This window comes from Streptomyces sp. NBC_00104 (assembly GCF_045160825.1).
Classification (GTDB): Bacteria; Actinomycetota; Actinomycetes; order Streptomycetales; family Streptomycetaceae; genus Streptomyces.
The window spans coordinates 7,720,031-7,737,892 of sequence record NZ_CP108215.1 but is presented as its reverse complement, the minus strand read 5'-3'; the positions used below and the strand labels follow the sequence as shown (position 1 = coordinate 7,737,892).

Here is a 17,862-nt window from a genome sequence, read left to right as displayed (position 1 = left end):
CATGCCTGAGATATCCCGTCGTGCCTTCGGTGGTCTCGTCGGCGGCGGTGCGGTGACCGCCGTCGCCGGTGCGGCCGCCCCTGCCGAGGCCGCGCCCGCCGAGGCCGCCACCGCCGAACGCCCCTTCGAGGCCCGCCCCGCCACGGCCTCCGGCAAGCGCCCCAACCTCCTCGTCATCCTCGGTGACGACCTGGGCTGGGCCGACCTCTCCTCGTACGGCGCTCCGCACATCAGGACACCGAACCTGGACCGGCTGGCCCGGCAGGGGGTGCGGTTCACCGACGCGTACTCGGGGTCGGCGACCTGCTCGCCGACCCGGTTCAGTCTCTACACCGGCCGATACCCGGGCCGTACGCCGGGTGGACTCGCCGAGCCGGTCGCCAACAGGACGCAGGGGCTGGACCCGAACCACCCCACGCTGGCCTCCCTGCTGAAGAAGGCGGGCTACGCGACCGCCCTGATCGGCAAGTGGCACTGCGGCTGGCTGCCCGACCACAGCCCCACCAAGTCCGGCTGGGACGAGTTCTTCGGCAACTTCGGGGGCGTGCTGGAGTACTTCTCCAAGCTGGGCCAGCTCGGCACGTACGACCTCTACGAGGGGGACGCCGAGTACAAGGACCTGCGCTACTACACCGAGGTCCTGACCGAGCGGGCCGTCGAGTACGTCTGCCGCCGGCACGACAGGCCGTGGCTGCTGAACCTCAACTTCACCACCCCGCACTGGCCCTGGCTCGCGGAGGACGACCAGGAGACCGGCGCCGAGATCGCGGCGAAGATCCGGGCCGCGAAGACGCAGGCCGAGGTGTCCCGGGCGCTCAACCACTACGACGGCGGCTCGGTCGAGAAGTACACGCAGATGGTGGAGAGCCTGGACGCGGCCGTCGGCGAGGTCATGGCCGCGCTGCGCCGGTCCGGGCAGGAGGAGAACACGGTGGTGCTGTTCGCCAGTGACAACGGCGGCGAGCGCTACTCCTACAACTGGCCGCTCAGCGGGGAGAAGTTCGTGCTGCTGGAGGGCGGCATCCGGGTGCCGACGATTCTGCGCTGGCCCGCCCGGATCGACGGCCACCAGGTCAGCGACGAGCCGCTGTTCTCCCCCGACTGGACGGCGACCCTCCTGGAACTGGGCGGCGCCCGGCCCGATCCGGCCCACCCCCTCGACGGCGAGAGCCTCGTCGGCCATCTCCTGCGCGGCGAACAGGTACCGGAGCGGGACCTGTTCTGGCGGGTCCGGGCCAACCGGGCGCTGCGGCGCGGTGACTGGAAGTACTACCGGGACGCCGCCGGCACCGACCATCTGTACAACCTGGCCGCCGACGCCCGGGAACAGGCCGACCTCGCCCCCGACAAGCCGGAGCTGCTCGCCGAGCTGAAGGCGGCCTGGGAGAGGATCGCCGCCGGTCTGCTGCCGTATCCGAGCTAGCCGGCCGTCCCGAGGGCGGTGTCGACGACGTTCCGGCCGCTGTGCGACCTGCGGAAGCCGGTGGCCCATGCGCCGGTGCGACCCCTCTGAGCTCCCCGTACGCCCCCCGTGGCCGCGCAGGTCGTAGGACGTGAGACCGAACGCGGTCCGGCCAAAACTCGGTGGGCGTTGTCAGTGGCGATCCGTAGGCTCGCTGCTGATGTCCACGACACGTGCAACCGCCGAGGAACCCGAAACGGCCTCGGAGCCCGAGGAGCCCGAGCGGGCCGAGGCGCCCCGGAAGGCCGAGGGGCGGTCCGCCGTGCGCACGCTGCTGCGGCTGTGGCCGTATGTGCGGCCCGTGCGGGCGCGGCTGTCCGTCGCCGCGTTCGTCGCGATAGTCGCCTCGTGCGTGGGCCTGTTCATCCCCCTCGTCCTGAAGTGGATGGTGGACGGGCCGGTCGCCGACCGGGACCCGGCGGGCGTGTGGCTCGGGGCGCTGTACCTGCTGCTGCTCGGCCTCACCGAGGCGCTGCTGTTCGGGTTGCGGCGCTGGCTCGTGGCGCGGCCCCTCGCCGGGGTCGAGGCGTCGATGCGCGCGGACCTCTACCGGCATCTGCAGCGCCTGCCGGTCGCCTTCCACGACCGCTGGGCCTCCGGGCAGCTGCTCTCGCGCGGTACGACCGACCTGATGCTGCTGCGGATGTTCCTCGCCTTCCCGCTGACGTTCCTGCTGGTCAACGCGGTGACCATCGTGGTCGGCGTCATCATCATGCTGGCCCAGGACTGGACCCTCGGGCTGGTCATCCTGGGGCCCGTCGTGCCCGTGATCGTCACCTGTGTCCTCTTCGAGAGGAAGTACGCCGCGGTCGCGCGTCTCGCGCAGGACCAGGTCGGTGACCTGACGACGGTCGTCGAGGAGAGCGTCCTCGGGATCCGCATCATCAAGGGGTTCGGGCGGCACCGCAGCCAGGCCCGTGCGTTCCGTGAGCTGTCGCGGACCCTGCGGGGCACGGAGCTGCGCAAGGCCCGCCTCCTGTCGGCGATCTGGGGCGTCATCATCACGCTTCCCGAGCTCGCGATCGGCGCGGCGCTGGTGCTGGGCGTCGTCCAGGTCGCGGACGGTGAACTGTCGGCGGGCACACTGGTCGCCTTCCTCTCCACCGCCCTCGCGCTGCGCTGGCCCGTCGACTCGATCGGCTTCCTGCTGGCGATGAGCCAGGAGGCCGCGACGGCGACGGAGCGGTACTTCGAGGTGATGGACGAGAAGCCGGAATCAAAGCCGGAATCATCGGCTGTCCCGGCGGCGAGCGGCCGCGCCTCCGGGGCGGCACGGGTCGACGGCGCCGGGGCGGCACGGGTCGACGGCGCGGGGCAGCCGAGCGGGCTCCGGTTCCACGACGTCACCTTCCGCTATCCCGACGCCGCCCCCGGCTCCGCCCCCACGCTCGACCGTATCGACCTGCACATCCGCCACGGCGAGTCGATGGCCCTGGTCGGCGCCACCGGTTCCGGCAAGACCACCCTCACCGCCCTCGTCCCCCGCCTGCACGAGGTCACCTCGGGCCGCATCACGCTGGACGGTCACGACATCACCGAGATGCCCCGGGAATCGCTGCGCGCCCTGGTGGCCGTGGCCTTCGAGGAACCCACCCTCTTCTCCGCGACCGTCGGCGAGAACGTCCTCATGGGCGGCCGGCCGGACGCGGGCGAGCCCGAGCTGGACCGCGCCCTGGCCATCGCACAGGCGGAGTTCGTGCACGCGCTGCCCCAGGGCAGCGCCACGCAGGTCGGCGAACAAGGCCTCAGCCTCTCCGGCGGCCAGCGGCAGCGCCTCGCGCTGGCGCGGGCGGTGGTCGGCCGCCCCCGCTTCCTCGTGCTGGACGACCCGCTGTCGGCACTGGACGTGCACACGGAGGCCGCGGTGGAGGCCGCGCTGCGCCGCGTGCTCGCGGAGACGACCGCGCTGATCGTGGCGCACCGCCCGTCGACCGTGCTGCTCGCCGACCGCGTGGCCCTGCTCTCCGGCGGCCGGGTCACGGCGGTGGGCACCCACCAGGAACTGCTGCGCACGAACACGGAGTACGCCCACCTGATGTCCGGGACCGAAGGGGACGAGCGATGACGGCGTCCATGACCACCGCACCGGACAAGGAACCGAACGAGGAGTCGAACAAGGAGCCGAACGAGCAGCCGACCGGGGAGCCCGGCAAGGCCACGTCTCCGGGGAAGTCGCCGGACGGCGACCGGCCCGCCGCCGCGCGGAACGCGGCCGCCGACGACCCGTTCGACCACGACAACCTCCCCACTCCCCCGGGCGCCACCCTCGCACTGCTGCGCTCCCTGCTCGCGCCGATGCGGGCCCGGGTGGTCATGGCGAGTGTGCTGCTCCTGCTCCAGCAGGCGGCGGTGCAGGCGGGCCCGCTGCTGGTGGCGTACGCGATCGACCGTGCCGTACCGGCGCTCCGGGACGGCCGGCACGGGCCGCTGGTCGTGGTGGGGGTCGGGTATCTGGCGTGCGCGCTGGCGGCCGGCGGACTGCAGTACGCGTTCATCGGGGCGTCCGCGCGGGTGAACCAGGACGTGCTGCTGGATCTGCGCGGCCGGATCTTCCGGCACGCGCAGGCGCTGAGCATCGACTTCCACGAGCGGTACACCTCGGGCCGGCTCATCTCCCGGTCCACCACGGACGTCGAGTCCCTGCGGGAGCTGCTCAACGAGGGTCTGCAGGAACTCATCGGCGTGATCCTCGCCTTCGCCTACATCTCGGCGATGCTGCTCTGGCTGGACCTGGGTCTGGGCGCGGCGGCGCTGGCGTCGTTCGTGCCGCTGTACGGGTTCGTGCGGATGTACCAGCGGCGCGCGGCGAGCGTCTACACGGCCCGGTCCACCGCGATCGCCGCGGTGATCGTGAAGTTCGCGGAGACGATGAACGGCATCCGCCCGGTGCGGGCGTTCCGCCGGGAGGCCGCGAACGACACGGAGTTCGGCGCCCTGAACCGGCACCACGAGCGCAGGAACGGCGACGCCATCCTGGAGATGGCCCGCTACGTGGTCTGCTCCCGTGTCGTCGCCAACATCACGGTGGCGGCGATCGTGCTGTGGGGCGCGTACCGGGTGGCGTCCGGGACGCTCGCGCTGGGTGTGCTGGCGGCGGCGGTGCTGTATCTGCGGCGGCTGTACGACCCGATCGACCGGCTCGGCATGTTCCTCAACTCGTACCAGTCGGCTGCGGCCTCGCTGGAAAAGATCGCGGGCCTGCTGGCCCAGGCCCCGACGGTCCCGGAGCCCGCCGCGCCGCGGGAGCTGCCGGCCGCGGCCTCCGAACTCCCGGGCCGTGAGGTCGTGTTCGACGAGGTGCGGTTCGCGTACCGCACCGGCGGCGAGGTCCTGCCCCGCTTCGACCTCACCCTCGCGGCGGGCAGCACGGTGGCGGTGGTCGGCTCCACCGGCGCCGGCAAGTCGACCCTCGCCAAGCTGGTGGCCCGCTTCTACGACCCCTCGTCCGGGCGGGTCCTCCTGGACGGCGTCGACCTGCGTGACCTCTCGGTGCCCGAGCTGCGGCGCGGGGTGGTCATGGTGACCCAGGAGTCGTTCCTGTTCTCCGGCACGGTCGCCGAGAACATCGCCATCGGCCGGCCCGACGCCACCCGCGAGGACATCGAGCGGGCCGCCAAGGCCATCGGCGCCCACGACTTCATCAGCGCCCTGCCAGACGGCTACGACACCGACGTCCGCAAGCGCGGTGGCCGAATCTCCGCCGGTCAGCGTCAACTCGTGGCATTCGCACGGGCGTTGCTCGCCGACCCGGCCGTCCTCATCCTGGACGAGGCGACCAGTTCCCTCGACATTCCGGGCGAACGGGCCGTCCAGCGCGCCATGTCCACGGTCCTGCGCGGCCGTACGGCCGTGGTGATCGCCCACCGTCTCTCCACGGTCGAGATCGCCGACCGGGTCCTGGTGATGGAACACGGCCGGATCGTCGAGGACGGCACCCCGGCGGACCTGATCGCGGGCACGGGCAGGTTCGCGGACCTGCACCGGGCATGGCGGGACAGCCTGGCGTAGCGCGCCCTTGAGGGAAGGGCGAAGCCCTTCCCTCAAGGGGCGCCGGGCTGTATCACCATGCGGCTCCGCCGGTTGGCGCGACCAGCCCCCACCGGGCCCGAACCCGAGAACGCACCCACTCATCCTCATCCGAGTCCACACAGAAACCGGGGGCCAATGATCAACGCGTACGAGGACCCCGGCACACCCGACTGCCGAGGCGGCGCCCGCTACCTGTGGTGGCTGGTCAGACAACAGGCGGGCCGCTCCGCCCTCGGCTCCCTCATCTCCTGCGTGTGGATGATCCTGCTCGCGGCCACCCCGTACCTGCTCTCCCGGGCGATCGACGAGGGCCTGGAACCCGGTGACCGCGGCGCCCTGGCCGGCTGGACGGCCGCCCTCTTCGGCGTCGGCGCCTTCAACGCCTGGCTGAGCATCATGCGTCACCGCACGATGACCCGGGTCCGGATGGACGCCAACTTCCGCACGGTGAAGGTCGTGATGGCGCACGCGGTCCGGCTGGGGGCGGCCCTGCCGCGCCGCGTCGGCGCCGGGGAGGTCGTCACGATCGGCGTGGGCGACGTCCACACGATCTCCTCGTCCCTGACGGTCATCGGGCCGGGCGTCGGCGCGATCGCCGCGTATCTGGTGGTCGCCGGGCTGCTCGTGTCGGTCTCGCTCCCGATCGCCGCGGTCGTCCTGCTCGGGATGCCGCTGATGGCCTTACTCGTGGGGCCGTTGATGCGGCGGCTGCAGGGCACGGAGACGGAGTACCGCGAGCGGCAGGGCGTGCTGACGGCGCGGATCGCGGACCTCGCGGGCGGGCTGCGCGTCCTCAACGGGCTCGGTGGCAAGGGGCTGGTCGCGGACGCGTTCCACCGGGACTCGCAGCGGCTGCGGGCGCAGGGGTACCGGGTGGGGTCGGTGACCAGCTGGATGCAGGCGCTCGGGGTGGGACTGCCGACGCTGTTCCTCGCGGTGGTGACCTGGCTCGCGGCCCGGCTGGCTGCCCAAGGGGCCATCACGGTGGGCGAGTTGGTGTCGGTGTACGGGTATGTCACCGTGCTGGTGCGGCCGGTGTCGTACTTCGTCGACTGGGGGTACGAGGTGAGCCGCGGGGTGGTGGCCGCACGGCGCGTCATCCGCTTCCTGACCCTGGAGCCGCTGCCGGACCACGGCACCACGGACGCGCCCGCCGAGCCCTCGGCGCTGCACGACCCCGAGTCGGGCGTACGGGTGCCGCCCGGGCGGCTGGTCGCGCTGGCGGCCGACCGGCCGGCCGACGCGGCAGCCGTGGTCGACCGGCTCGGCCGGTACGCGCCGACGGCGGTGACCTGGGGCGGAACCCCGCTCGACGCGATCCCGTTGGAGCAGGTCCGCGCGCGGATCCTGGTCGCCGACCACGAGGCCGACCTGTTCGCGGGACGGCTGCGCGAACTGCTCGGCGGGCACGGCGACGTCGACGACGAGGCGGCCGCTCGGGCGCTGCGCGCGGCCGTGGCCGAGGACATCGTGCAGGGCCTGTCGGACGGCCTCGACTCGGCGATCGACGCGCAGGGCCGCAACCTCTCCGGCGGCCAGCGGCAACGCGTACGGCTGGCCCGGGCACTGGTGGCCGACCCCGAGATCCTGCTCGCCGTCGAGCCGACCTCGGCGCTCGACGCCCACACCGAGGCCCGCGTCGCCCAGCGGCTGCGGGCCGCCCGCGAGGGCCGTACGACCCTCGTCACCACCACCTCGCCCCTCGTCCTCGACCACGCCGACACGGTCCTGCACCTGGTCGACGGCAAGGTCGCGGCCACCGGCGGCCACCGCGAGCTCCTGGCCGCCGAGCCGGGCTACCGGGCGCTGGTGGCGCGGGACGCCGGGGAGGACGAGAACGATGCGGGCAACACGGACAACACGGACATGGGCAGCGCGCAGAGCTCTGGCGCCGAGGAGGTCGTACGGTGACGACGGTCGGACCCACCCCCCACTCCCCGGGCCGGCTGCCCATCGCCGACGCGGCCGCCGTACGACGGGCCACCGTACGGCTGGTGCGGGCGGACGGGCGGGCGTTCCTGGCCGTGCTGGGGCTGAACGGGGCGGCCGCCGCGATGGGGCTGGCCGGGCCGTGGCTGCTGGGGCGGATCATCGACGAGGTGCGCGGCGGGGGCGGCGTCGGGGCGGTGGACCGGCTGGCGTCGGTGATCCTGCTGTGCGCGGTGGCGCAGTTGCTGCTGGCGCGCTGGGCCCGGTATGTGGGGCACCGGTTCGGGGAGCGGACGCTGGCGCGGGTGCGGGAGGAGTTCGTGGACCGGACGCTGGCGCTGCCGGCGTCCGTCGTGGAGCGGGCGGGGACCGGTGACCTGACGGCGCGCGGCACGGCCGATGTGGACGCGGTCGGCAGGACGTTGCGTGACGTGGGTCCCGAGTTGCTGATCAGCTCGGTACAGGCGTTGTTCCTGATCGGCGCGGTGTTCGCGCTGGACCCGCTGCTCGGGGTGTGCGTGCTGTTCGGGCTGAGCGGCATCGGGGTGGTGCTGCGCTGGTATCTGCGCCGGGCGCGTACCGGTTACCTCGCGGAGGGCGCGGCCGGTTCCGAGGTCGCGGAGATCGTCGCGGCGACCGCGTCCGGGGCCCGTACGGTCGAGGCGCTGCGGCTGGAGCGACGGCGGATCACGGCGAGCCGGGACGCACTGGAGGTGTCCCGGCGGCGGCGGTTCCACACCCTGTTCCTGCGCACGGTGTTCTTCCCGGGGGTGGATATCTCGTACTTCGTGCCCCAGGTGCTCGTGCTCCTCCTCGGCGGGGTGCTGCTCGCGCGCGGCTCGGTCACTCTGGGCGCGGTGGTGTCGGCGGCCCTGTATCTGCAACAGCTCAGCGGACCGCTCGACGAGATCCTGATGCGGGTCGAGCTGCTGCAGAGCAGCGGCGCCTCGTTCGCCCGGGTGGAGGGGCTGGCCGGGGCCCCACGCGCGGACTCCGGCGACTCTCCGGAACCGGCGGACGACCGCATCGACGTGACGGGCGTCCGCTACGCGTACGACCGGGGCGGCGAGGTGCTGCGGGGCGTCGACCTGACGGTACGGCCGGGCGAACGACTCGCGGTGGTGGGCCCGTCCGGCGCCGGCAAGACGACGCTGAGCCGCCTCCTGGCCGGCATCGACGCGCCGACAGCCGGGTCGGTGACGGTCGGCGGCGTCCCCGTCGTGGGCCTCGGCCCGGAACGCCTGCGCCGCCAGGTCGTCCTCGTCACCCAGGAGCACCACGTCTTCCTGGGCACGGTCCGCGACAACCTCCTCATCGCCGAACCGGCCTCCACCGACGAGGAGTTGTGGGCGGCGCTGACGGCCGTGGGCGCGGACCACTGGGTCCGTGACCTCCCCGACGGCCTCGACACCCGCCTCGGCGAGGGCGGTCGCCGCACGGACGGCCCCCAGGCCCAGCAACTCGCCCTCGCCCGCGTGGTCCTGGCCGACCCCCACACCCTCATCCTCGACGAGGCCACCGCCCTCCTCGACCCCACCACCGCCCGCCACACCGAACGCGCCCTCGCCGCCGTCCTCCACGGCCGCACCGTCATCGCCATCGCCCACCGCCTCCACACCGCCCACGACGCGGACCGTGTGGCCGTCATGGAGGACGGCCGCCTCACGGAACTCGGCACGCACGAGGAGCTGGTGGCGGCGAACGGCGCGTACGCGGCCCTGTGGCAGAGGTGGCACGGGGAGGGATCGGCCTGAAGGCAGCGTTGGCGTCGACGACAGCGAGGGCGTTCGGTGGGACGGGCGGTCGCGGTCGGGCGGCGACATGGGGTGGCGGAACTCTCAGGGCGCTGGGGCCGGTTCGTGGTTCGCCGCGGCGGCCTTCGGGAACACGGTGGGCCGGAACACGCCGAGTTCGGAGCCCCTTCCCTGGGCCGGCCGGTGCCCAGGCGGTGGCGGCAGGCCGCGCAAGCTCGTCGCCGTGGTCAACCCCGCCGCAGGCGCCCGGCCCCTGCCCGCCCCCGGCGGTCTGCCGCTCCGCCCCCTCTCCTGATTGAATGATCAAGGTCGATTCGACGGGGGACGTCATGGAGTGGGAGACCGTGTTCGGGGCGGCCGGACTGTTGGTCGCGGTCGTGGCCGCGATGCTCGCCTACGCGCCGCAGCGGCTGGCGAGCCGGGAGCGGAGTGTCGCGCTGTTCGTCCACACCCGGCAGCATCTACGGCTCCGACGAACGGAGTTGACCACGGCGTGCCACGGTGCCCAGGCGGCACACCGCGCGGACCCGGAGCTGCCCCTGCTGACCCGGCCCGGCTGGATCCCGCCCCGGCCGCTCCCCCTGGACGCCATCCGGATGACGTTGCGTGATACCAGGCCCGAGGAGCGGCTGGACGGCTCCCGCGCGACGTTGCACCGCTACTGGCCGCGCGGCGAGAGCACCGGCCGGCTGACCGCCTACTCGGCCGCGATCGAGGCGTACGACCGCCCCACCGTCTGGTTCAACGGCCCCTCGTACCGCCTGCTGGAGGTCGCCGCCCCGCCGGCGGACGCCCCGGAGGCCGGGCTCGACCTCACCTTCTCCCTCAGCCACTACTTCGACGGCCTGGACACCGGCGAGGCCCTCGCGTACGAGGCGGCGCTGCGCGATCTGCGCGGCAGGGGCAAGGGCGGGGGCAGGCCGCCGGCAGGCCCCTACCGGCGCAGGCTGGGCAGCCCCTTCGCGCTGGGCGCACGGGCCGCGCTCCCGGGGATCAGCACCCTGACGATCCGGATCGAGGACGGCCGGCCGTACTTCTTCCTGCACCGGCGCGAGGCGGGCAAGGTCGCCGTGGCGACGGGCATCACGCACGTCGTTCCGGCCGGGGAGTTCCAGCCGCATACGGACGCCCTGCCCGTCTGGCGGTCCGACCTCGACCTGTGGCGCAACACGATGCGCGAGTACGCGGAGGAATTCCTCGGCGCGGCCGACGCCACCGGTGACGGCGGCGTGACCATCGACTACGAGCGCGACCTCCCGTACGCGGACTTCCAGCGGGCCGTGCACGAGGGCCGGGCGCGCGTGCGGTTCCTCGGCCTCGGACTGGACCCGCTGCCCTGGAAGCCCGAGATCTGCCTGGTCTGCGTATGGGACGCGGCCGCCTTCGACGAGATCTTCGCGGCGATGGGCGAACGCAACGAGGAGGGCGTCCTCGTCGTCGGCAGCCGTACCGGCACGGCTTACCAGGGCATCCCCTTCACCGAGGAGAACGTCCTCGGCTACGCGACCCACCCGGGCACCCTCGCGGCGGGCCGCACCTGCCTCGCACTCGCCTGGCGGTGGCGCCGCGAACTGGGCCTCGGCTGACGGGCGGGCACGACGCCGTACGAGAATGCCCGACAGCCCGACAGCCCGACAGCCCGACGAGAACGAGGAGTTGCCGCACCTTGATGCCTCCGATGTGTGCCGTATGCCCGGCTTCGCTGCATGAGGGCAGGGAACTCACGGAGTTCGCTCTGGTGTACTTCCAGGGGAACTTCACGTATCCCGTGGGCTGGGTCGGACACCCGCCGAACGCCGTGTGGTTCTGCACCGACCACGCGCCTCTCGCCGAGGGGCTGACCGGCCTGCCGGCCGGCGAGGCGCTGGAGGAGATCAGGCAGCGGATGGCGCGGAGCTGATCAGACGCGTCGCCCGCGCACAGCGAAACGGTCCGTAGAGCGAACGGTCCGTATAGCGAACATGACCAACCGGGCAACGGACGATTTCCGGCCAACTTGTTGACGCGCTCCTGACAGGACCCACAGTCTCCTGCCACTCTGCCCACAACCGCGACACAGCAACCTCACAAGCAGGGCTCGCCGTGCCGCGAAGCACCCCCCACGCATGTGGTTTAAGCGTTCACCAGTTCTCACCTTGTTCTGCCCGGGCGGCCACCAGCCGTCCGGTCTCCCCTGGCCGCGCGAACCGCGGCCACGCAGAAGGAGTCAGTGTTGAGACGCCAGTCCCACAGACGCACCTCCCACACCGGTAACACTTTCGGCCACAGCGCCCGCCGGCGCGCGGCCGCCGGCGCGCTCGTCGCCGTCACCGCCCTGTTGGCCACGGCCGTCCAGTCGGGCGCCGCCACCGCCGCCCCGGAGAAGGCACCGTCGGCGGCGGGCAAGGCCGGCCAGGGCGCGGTCCCGGTCAAGCTCACCCCCGCCCAGCGGGCCGAGCTGATACGCGAGGCCAACGCCACGAAGGCGGAGACCGCCGAGGAGCTGAACCTCGGCGCGAAGGAGAAGCTCGTCGTCCGTGACGTGGTCAAGGACCGCGACGGCACCGTGCACACCCGGTACGAGCGGACGTACGACGGCCTCCCGGTCCTCGGCGGCGACCTGGTCGTCGAGACCTCGAAGGCGGGCGAGACCGAGGGCATCGTCAAGGCCACCAAGGCGAAGATCGGTGTCCCCTCGCTGACGCCCACCGTCACCAAGGCCAAGGCCGAGAAGCAGGCGCTCGGCGCGGCGAAGGCCGAGGACGCCAAGAGCCCCGAGGTCAACCGCGCGCCCCGCAAGGTCGTCTGGGCCGCGAGCGGCAAGCCCGTCCTCGCCTACGAGACGGTCGTCGGCGGCTTCCAGCACGACGGCACCCCGCAGGAGCTGCACGTCGTCACCGACGCCACCAGCGGCGCGAAGCTGTACGAGTGGGAGGCGGTCGAGACCGGCACCGGCAACACGGTGTACAGCGGCTCGGTGACCCTCGGCACCACGCAGTCCGGCTCGACGTACAACCTCACCGACGGCGCGCGCGGCAACCACAAGACGTACAACCTGAACCGCGGCACCTCCGGTACCGGGACCCTGTTCTCCGGCCCCGACGACGTGTGGGGCAACGGCGCCCCGTCGAACCTGGAGTCGGCCGCCGCCGACGCCCACTACGGCGCCGCGCTGACCTGGGACTACTACAAGAACGTGCACGGCCGCAGCGGCATCCGCGGTGACGGCGTCGGCGCCTACTCGCGTGTGCACTACGGCAACAACTACGTCAACGCGTTCTGGCAGGACACCTGCTTCTGCATGACGTACGGCGACGGCTCGGGCAACGCCAACCCGCTGACGTCGATCGACGTGGCCGCCCACGAGATGACCCACGGCCTCACCTCCAACACGGCGGGTCTCAACTACTCCGGTGAGTCCGGCGGCCTGAACGAGGCCACCTCGGACATCTTCGGCTCGACGGTCGAGTTCTACGCGGCGAACTCCTCCGACGTCGGTGACTACCTCATCGGCGAGGAGATCAACATCAACGGCGACGGGACGCCGCTGCGTTACATGGACAAGCCCAGCAAGGACGGCTCGTCCAAGGACGCCTGGTACTCGGGCATCGGCTCGATCGACGTGCACTACTCGTCGGGCCCCGCGAACCACTTCTTCTACCTCCTCTCCGAGGGCAGCGGCGCCAAGACCATCAACGGCGTCAGCTACGACTCGCCCACCTCGGACGGCCTCCCGGTGACGGGTATCGGCCGCGCCAAGGCGGAGCAGATCTGGTTCAAGGCGCTGACCACGAAGTTCACGTCGACGACCAACTACGCGGCGGCCCGCACCGGCACGCTCGCGGTCGCCGGTGAGCTGTACGGCACCACGTCCGCCGAGTACACGGCGGTGCAGAACGCGTGGGCGGGCATCAACGTGGGCACGCGGCCCGGCGGCGGCGGGGGCGGCGGTACGTCGTTCGAGAGCACGACCGACGTATCGATTCCGGACAACGGCGCGGCGGTCACCTCGCCGATCACCGTCTCCGGCCGGACCGGCAACGCGCCCTCGAACCTCGCGGTCGCCGTGGACATCGTCCACACCTACGTCGGTGACCTCCAGGTCCAGCTGGTCGCCCCCGACGGCACGGCGTACACCATGAAGGCGTACGGCGCCGGTGGCAGCTCGGACAACCTCAACACCACGTACACCGTGAACGCGTCCTCCGAAGTCGCCAACGGCGTCTGGCAGTTGAGGGTCCAGGACAACGCGGCCCAGGACACCGGGTACATCAACAGCTGGAAGCTGACGTTCCCGTAGGGCGCGGCACGGCCCTTCGTATACAGGGCCCGGCACGAGCGTGACGTGACAGGGCGCCGCCCCGGTGGATCCAACTCCCCGGGGCGGCGCCTTCTTTGCCGTTCACCGGGACCTGCTTTGCCGCCCCTTTGCCGCGTTCGAAACCGTTTTACATGGCGGCAACATTTCCGGACGGTTGACTTTCGGCCAACATCACTTTGCCCTCCTGACATGTACGCGCCCGGGGTGCCACTCTTCACCCACCCGCCGCACTCGTAACTTCAGATCCGCCGGACGGCACCCCCATGACGTCCGGTCTCCCCCACCAAGGAGCATGAGTGACTCCGTTCTACGCGCGTCGCAAGCGAACCACGCTGGCCATCGCGACCGCCGTCGCCGCCGGCGCGCTGCTGACCACCGGACTGACCTCCGGTGCCACCGCCCAGCCCGCGCCCGTCGCGGACAAGGCCCAGCCGGCCGGTGCCCCGGCCCCGCTGACCCCCGCCGCGCGCACGGCCCTGATCAAGAAGGCGGACGCGGCCACGGCCGAGACCGCCGACGAGATAGGCCTGGGCGCCAAGGAGGAGCTGGTCGTCCGCGACGTCCTCAAGGACGCGGACGGCACCGTCCACACGCGCTACGAGCGCACCTTCGGCGGCCTCCCGGTGCTCGGCGGCGACCTGGTCGTCCACGAGTCCAAGGCCGGCGACATCAAGAGCATCACCAAGGCCACCGACGCCTCCGTCAAGGTCTCCGACCTCACCGCGGACGTCACCAAGGCCACCGCCGAGAAGCAGGCGCTGAAGGCCGCCAAGGCCGAGGGCTCGACGAAGACCGAGGCGGACAAGGCGCCGCGCAAGGTCGTGTGGGCGGCGAACGGCAAGCCCGCGCTCGCCTACGAGACGGTCGTCGGCGGCTTCCAGCACGACGGCACCCCGCAGGAGCTCCACGTCATCACCGACGCGGAGACCGGCAAGAAGCTGTACGAGTTCGAGGCCATCCAGACCGGCACCGGCAACAGCCAGTACAACGGCACGGTCACCATCGGCACGACCCTGTCGGGCTCGACGTACAACCTGACGGACGCCACCCGTGGCAGCCACAAGACGTACAACAAGGCCCGCGCCACGTCGTCCTCGGCCGGCACGCTCTTCACCGACGCCAACGACGTCTGGGGCACCGGCACCGCGACGAGCTCCTCGACCGACCAGAACGCCGCGGTGGACGCCCACTACGGCGCCCAGGTCACCTGGGACTTCTACAAGAACGTCCTCGGCCGCAACGGCATCAAGAACAACGGCGTCGCCGCGTACTCCCGTGTCCACTACGGCAACGCGTACGTCAACGCCTTCTGGTCCGACAGCTGCTTCTGCATGACGTACGGCGACGGCGACGGCAACGTCAAGCCGCTCACCTCCCTGGACGTGGCCGGCCACGAGATGACCCACGGCCTGACCTCGAACACGGCCGGCCTCAACTACTCCGGCGAGTCCGGCGGCCTGAACGAGGCCACCTCGGACATCCTCGGCACGGCGGTCGAGTTCTACGCCGCCAACTCCAAGGACCCGGGCGACTACCTCATCGGCGAGAAGGTCGACATCCGCGGCAACGGCACCCCGCTGCGCTACATGGACCAGCCCAGCAAGGACGGCAACTCGGCCAACTACTGGTCGTCGTCGCTGGCCGGCCTGGACGTCCACTACTCGTCGGGCCCGGCGAACCACTTCTTCTACCTCCTCTCCGAGGGCAGCGGTTCGAAGACGATCAACGGGGTGGCGTACAACTCCCCCACCTCCAACGGCGCCACGATCACCGGCATCGGCCGCGCCAAGGCCGTCCAGATCTGGTACAAGGCGCTGAGCACGTACATGACCTCGACGACCAACTACAAGGGCGCCCGCACGGCGACCCTGAACGCGGCGTCCTCCCTCTACGGCGCCGGCAGCACGGAGTACGCGGCCGTGAACGCGGCGTGGGCGGCGGTCAACGTCAACGCCTGACCTGACGTGGTGGTGCAGGCGCAGGTGTAGATGTAGGTGACTGGGGCGGTACCCGGAGAGAAGGCGACTCCGGGTGCCGCCCTAGTCTTTGCGCCATGCCCGAAACCAAAGGCCCGCTCCCCGAGGGCCCCTTCACCTACGCCGCGGTCGGCGCGACCCGTGAGGGCCACTGCCCACCCGACTTCAGCCCCCTCCACGTCCGCTCCCGCATAGGCGAGGGCACGGACGTGTTCGAGCGGGCCGCGCACGCCGTCCGCACCTGGGAGATGCACCGAGCGATGGGCGTCGGCATACAGGCCTCCGCCCCCGAGGCGTCCCCCGGCGTCGACGTCACCGTCACCCTGGGCGGCGTCATCAAGGCCCCCTGCCGCGTCGTCTGGACGGTCGACGAACCCCGCCGCAAAGGCTGGGCCTACGGCACGCTCCCGGGCCACCCGGAGTGCGGCGAGGAGGCCTTCATAGTCGACCGCACGGGAGACGGCACGGTCTGGCTGACGATCACGGCCTTCAGCCGCGGGGCGAAGTGGTACGCCCGGGCGGGCGGGGCCGCGACCAGGGGGCTGCAGCATGCTTATGCGCGGCGGTGCGGGGTGGTGTTGCGGAGGCTGGCGGGGGACCCAAAGGAGTGAACCCGCGCCGTAGCGGGCTACGACGGATTCCGTCTAACTAGACTTAGACAGAATCCGGCAGCCGACCGGCAGGAGTCTCCTTGTGGGAGGACGCGACGCTCAGCGCCCGCCAGTTCCGGCCAAGCCCGGCAGGCTGGTCGACCGTGATCGAGAATGGGCGCTGCTCACCGATTTCCTGAGCGATCCGTCGCCCGAGATGCGGCTGGGCATCGTGTCCGGTCGGCGACGCCACGGCAAGTCGTTCCTCCTACGAGCCCTGTGCGAGGAATACGGCGGTCTGTACGTCACCGCGGTCAGGGAGGAAGGCCGTCTCCCGGCTCTACGGCGTTTCAGCGAGGCGATCGCCGCGCACGCCGGCCTACGCCCAGGCACCCTGAATCTTCCCGACTGGCGAGAGGTTCTGACCAACGCCCTGGACGTCGCGGCCCGCAGCTCTGCGACCCCCCTCCTGATCATCGACGAACTCCCGTATCTGCTCCAGCACTCCCCCGAACTGCCGGGCCTGATCCAGCTCCTCTACGACGAGCACCAGTGGCACGAGGGTGTCGGCGCGCGGATCATCATGTGCGGATCCGCCATGAGCGTCATGCACGAGCTGCTGTCGGGTACGAAGCCCCTGCGCGGCCGCGCAGTCATCGATCTACGCCTCGGCGCCTTCGACTTCCGTATGAGCAGGCGGTTCTGGCAGATCGACGATCCCCTCACCGCGCTCCGGGTCCACGCGGTCCTGGGCGGCGCCGCCGGTTACCGTGCCCTCGCCGGCCGCCCGGATCCCAACGCCGACTTCGACGCGTGGGTGACACGGACCCTGCTCGATCCGGGCAGGGCGGTCTACTCCCCCACGGAAACCGAGCATCTGCTGCGCGAAGACCCCCGCATCACCCAGCACACGCTGTACTACGACATCCTCTCCGCCATCGCACAGGGCGCGAGCACTCCCAGCAAGATCGGCGCCGCCCTCGGCCGCCAGCGCAACGCCGTCACGCACCCGCTGGACGTCCTGGAGTCAACGGGCTACATCCACCGGGAGCAGGACCTCCTCCGCGCCCGCCACCCCGTCATCACCCTCACGGACCCACTGATCCGCTTCAACCAACTCATCACGCTCCCCCAGGTGGCCGCCGTGGAAGAGGGCAATGCCGCAGAAATCTGGCAGACCTCTCTCCCCACCTTCAACTCCAAGATCCTGGGCCCCCACTTCGAAGAACTGGCCCGCACCTGGACCCGCCGCTACGCCCACACGGTCCTCCCGGGCGGTCTCCCGGGCCCGGTCGGCACAACGGAGGTCTCTGACCCGGCAGCCCGCACGAAACACGAGGTGGCCGTCATCGCCCTGGCCCTGGGCGAACGTCCCCAGTCGCCACGCGCCCGCATCGCACTACTGGGCGAGGCCAAGGCGACGGCGGCCCGCTGCGGCATGAGCGACCTCCAACGCCTCGAACGTATCCGGGACTTGCTGTCCGAGCAGGGCCACGACACGAGCGGGGTCACTCTGGCGCTCTTCTCGCTGTACGGCTTCCACGCCGACGTGACGGACCGGGTCATGCGCGTTCTTGCGGCTCTTCCTGAAGGGCCGCCCGATGCTCCCGCCCCTCGGACGCGAGCGGCTCCGCCGGGCGGCCCTCCCATTCCCGCTGCCTGGCGGCCAGGGCCCTCGCCAGCATCTTCGCCCGGTAGGGGTTCGACGCACCCAGGGCCTTCGCCACCTCCACGGCCTCGTCCAACAGGGCCAACCGTCGCTCAGGCAACTCCCGCACCAGGGGCGACGCGCTCGCCTCCACCAGGACGTACGCCAGCTTCG

10 protein-coding genes and 1 pseudogene are annotated in these 17,862 nt (G+C 71.6%); all 11 read left to right on the top strand.

The window, feature by feature from the left end; all coding sequences use genetic code 11:
* Position 1: 1 nt before the first annotated feature.
* Positions 2–1,423, top strand: a complete 1,422-nt coding sequence (locus OG272_RS34095) for a sulfatase-like hydrolase/transferase (RefSeq protein WP_327727749.1) — start codon at positions 2–4, stop codon at positions 1,421–1,423.
* 199 nt (positions 1,424–1,622) lie between these two features.
* On the top strand, positions 1,623–3,527 hold the full coding sequence (locus OG272_RS34090) for an ABC transporter ATP-binding protein (RefSeq protein WP_405895443.1): 1,905 nt from the start codon (positions 1,623–1,625) through the stop codon (positions 3,525–3,527).
* The gene (locus tag OG272_RS34085) at positions 3,524–5,470 is read left to right on the top strand and encodes an ABC transporter ATP-binding protein (RefSeq protein ID WP_405895442.1); all 1,947 of its coding nucleotides are present in this window, start codon (positions 3,524–3,526) and stop codon (positions 5,468–5,470) included. The genes OG272_RS34090 and OG272_RS34085 overlap by 4 nt, the downstream gene beginning before the upstream one ends.
* Positions 5,471–5,626: 156 nt before the next feature.
* A complete protein-coding gene (locus tag OG272_RS34080; protein ID WP_405895441.1) occupies positions 5,627–7,402 on the top strand; it encodes an ABC transporter ATP-binding protein in 1,776 nt (591 codons plus the stop codon).
* Positions 7,399–9,174: an ABC transporter ATP-binding protein gene (locus tag OG272_RS34075; protein WP_327727753.1), complete on the top strand. Its 1,776-nt coding sequence runs from the start codon at positions 7,399–7,401 to the stop codon at positions 9,172–9,174. The genes OG272_RS34080 and OG272_RS34075 overlap by 4 nt, the downstream gene beginning before the upstream one ends.
* A 299-nt stretch (positions 9,175–9,473) precedes the next feature.
* Positions 9,474–10,760: a hypothetical protein gene (locus OG272_RS34070; protein WP_405895440.1), complete on the top strand. Its 1,287-nt coding sequence runs from the start codon at positions 9,474–9,476 to the stop codon at positions 10,758–10,760.
* 83 nt (positions 10,761–10,843) lie between these two features.
* Positions 10,844–11,074 carry a hypothetical protein gene (locus tag OG272_RS34065; RefSeq protein WP_405896107.1) on the top strand — a complete coding sequence of 77 codons (231 nt, stop codon included), beginning with the start codon at positions 10,844–10,846 and terminating at the stop codon, positions 11,072–11,074.
* Positions 11,075–11,383: 309 nt separating this feature from the next.
* The gene (locus OG272_RS34060; protein ID WP_405895439.1) at positions 11,384–13,453 is read left to right on the top strand and encodes a M4 family metallopeptidase; all 2,070 of its coding nucleotides are present in this window, start codon (positions 11,384–11,386) and stop codon (positions 13,451–13,453) included.
* 317 nt (positions 13,454–13,770) lie between these two features.
* Entirely contained in the window at positions 13,771–15,432 is a 1,662-nt protein-coding gene (locus tag OG272_RS34055) for a M4 family metallopeptidase (RefSeq protein WP_326577258.1), read from the top strand.
* Between the two features lie 95 nt (positions 15,433–15,527).
* On the top strand, positions 15,528–16,061 hold the full coding sequence (locus OG272_RS34050) for a DUF1990 domain-containing protein (protein WP_326577260.1): 534 nt from the start codon (positions 15,528–15,530) through the stop codon (positions 16,059–16,061).
* A 196-nt stretch (positions 16,062–16,257) separates the two neighbouring features.
* Positions 16,258–17,598, top strand: a pseudogene (locus OG272_RS34045) (ATP-binding protein); the annotation flags it as partial.
* Positions 17,599–17,862 lie beyond the last annotated feature (264 nt).

Excerpts from the sequence above, each read along its gene's own strand:
- OG272_RS34095 (WP_327727749.1), top strand. The coding sequence starts at position 2 with ATGCCTGAGATATCCCGTCGTGCCTTCGGTGGTCTCGTCGGCGGCGGT.
- OG272_RS34090 (WP_405895443.1), top strand. The coding sequence starts at position 1,623 with ATGTCCACGACACGTGCAACCGCCGAGGAACCCGAAACGGCCTCGGAG.
- OG272_RS34085 (WP_405895442.1), top strand. The coding sequence starts at position 3,524 with ATGACGGCGTCCATGACCACCGCACCGGACAAGGAACCGAACGAGGAG.
- OG272_RS34080 (WP_405895441.1), top strand. The coding sequence starts at position 5,627 with ATGATCAACGCGTACGAGGACCCCGGCACACCCGACTGCCGAGGCGGC.
- OG272_RS34070 (WP_405895440.1), top strand. The coding sequence starts at position 9,474 with ATGATCAAGGTCGATTCGACGGGGGACGTCATGGAGTGGGAGACCGTG.
- OG272_RS34065 (WP_405896107.1), top strand. The coding sequence starts at position 10,844 with ATGCCTCCGATGTGTGCCGTATGCCCGGCTTCGCTGCATGAGGGCAGG.
- OG272_RS34050 (WP_326577260.1), top strand. The coding sequence starts at position 15,528 with ATGCCCGAAACCAAAGGCCCGCTCCCCGAGGGCCCCTTCACCTACGCC.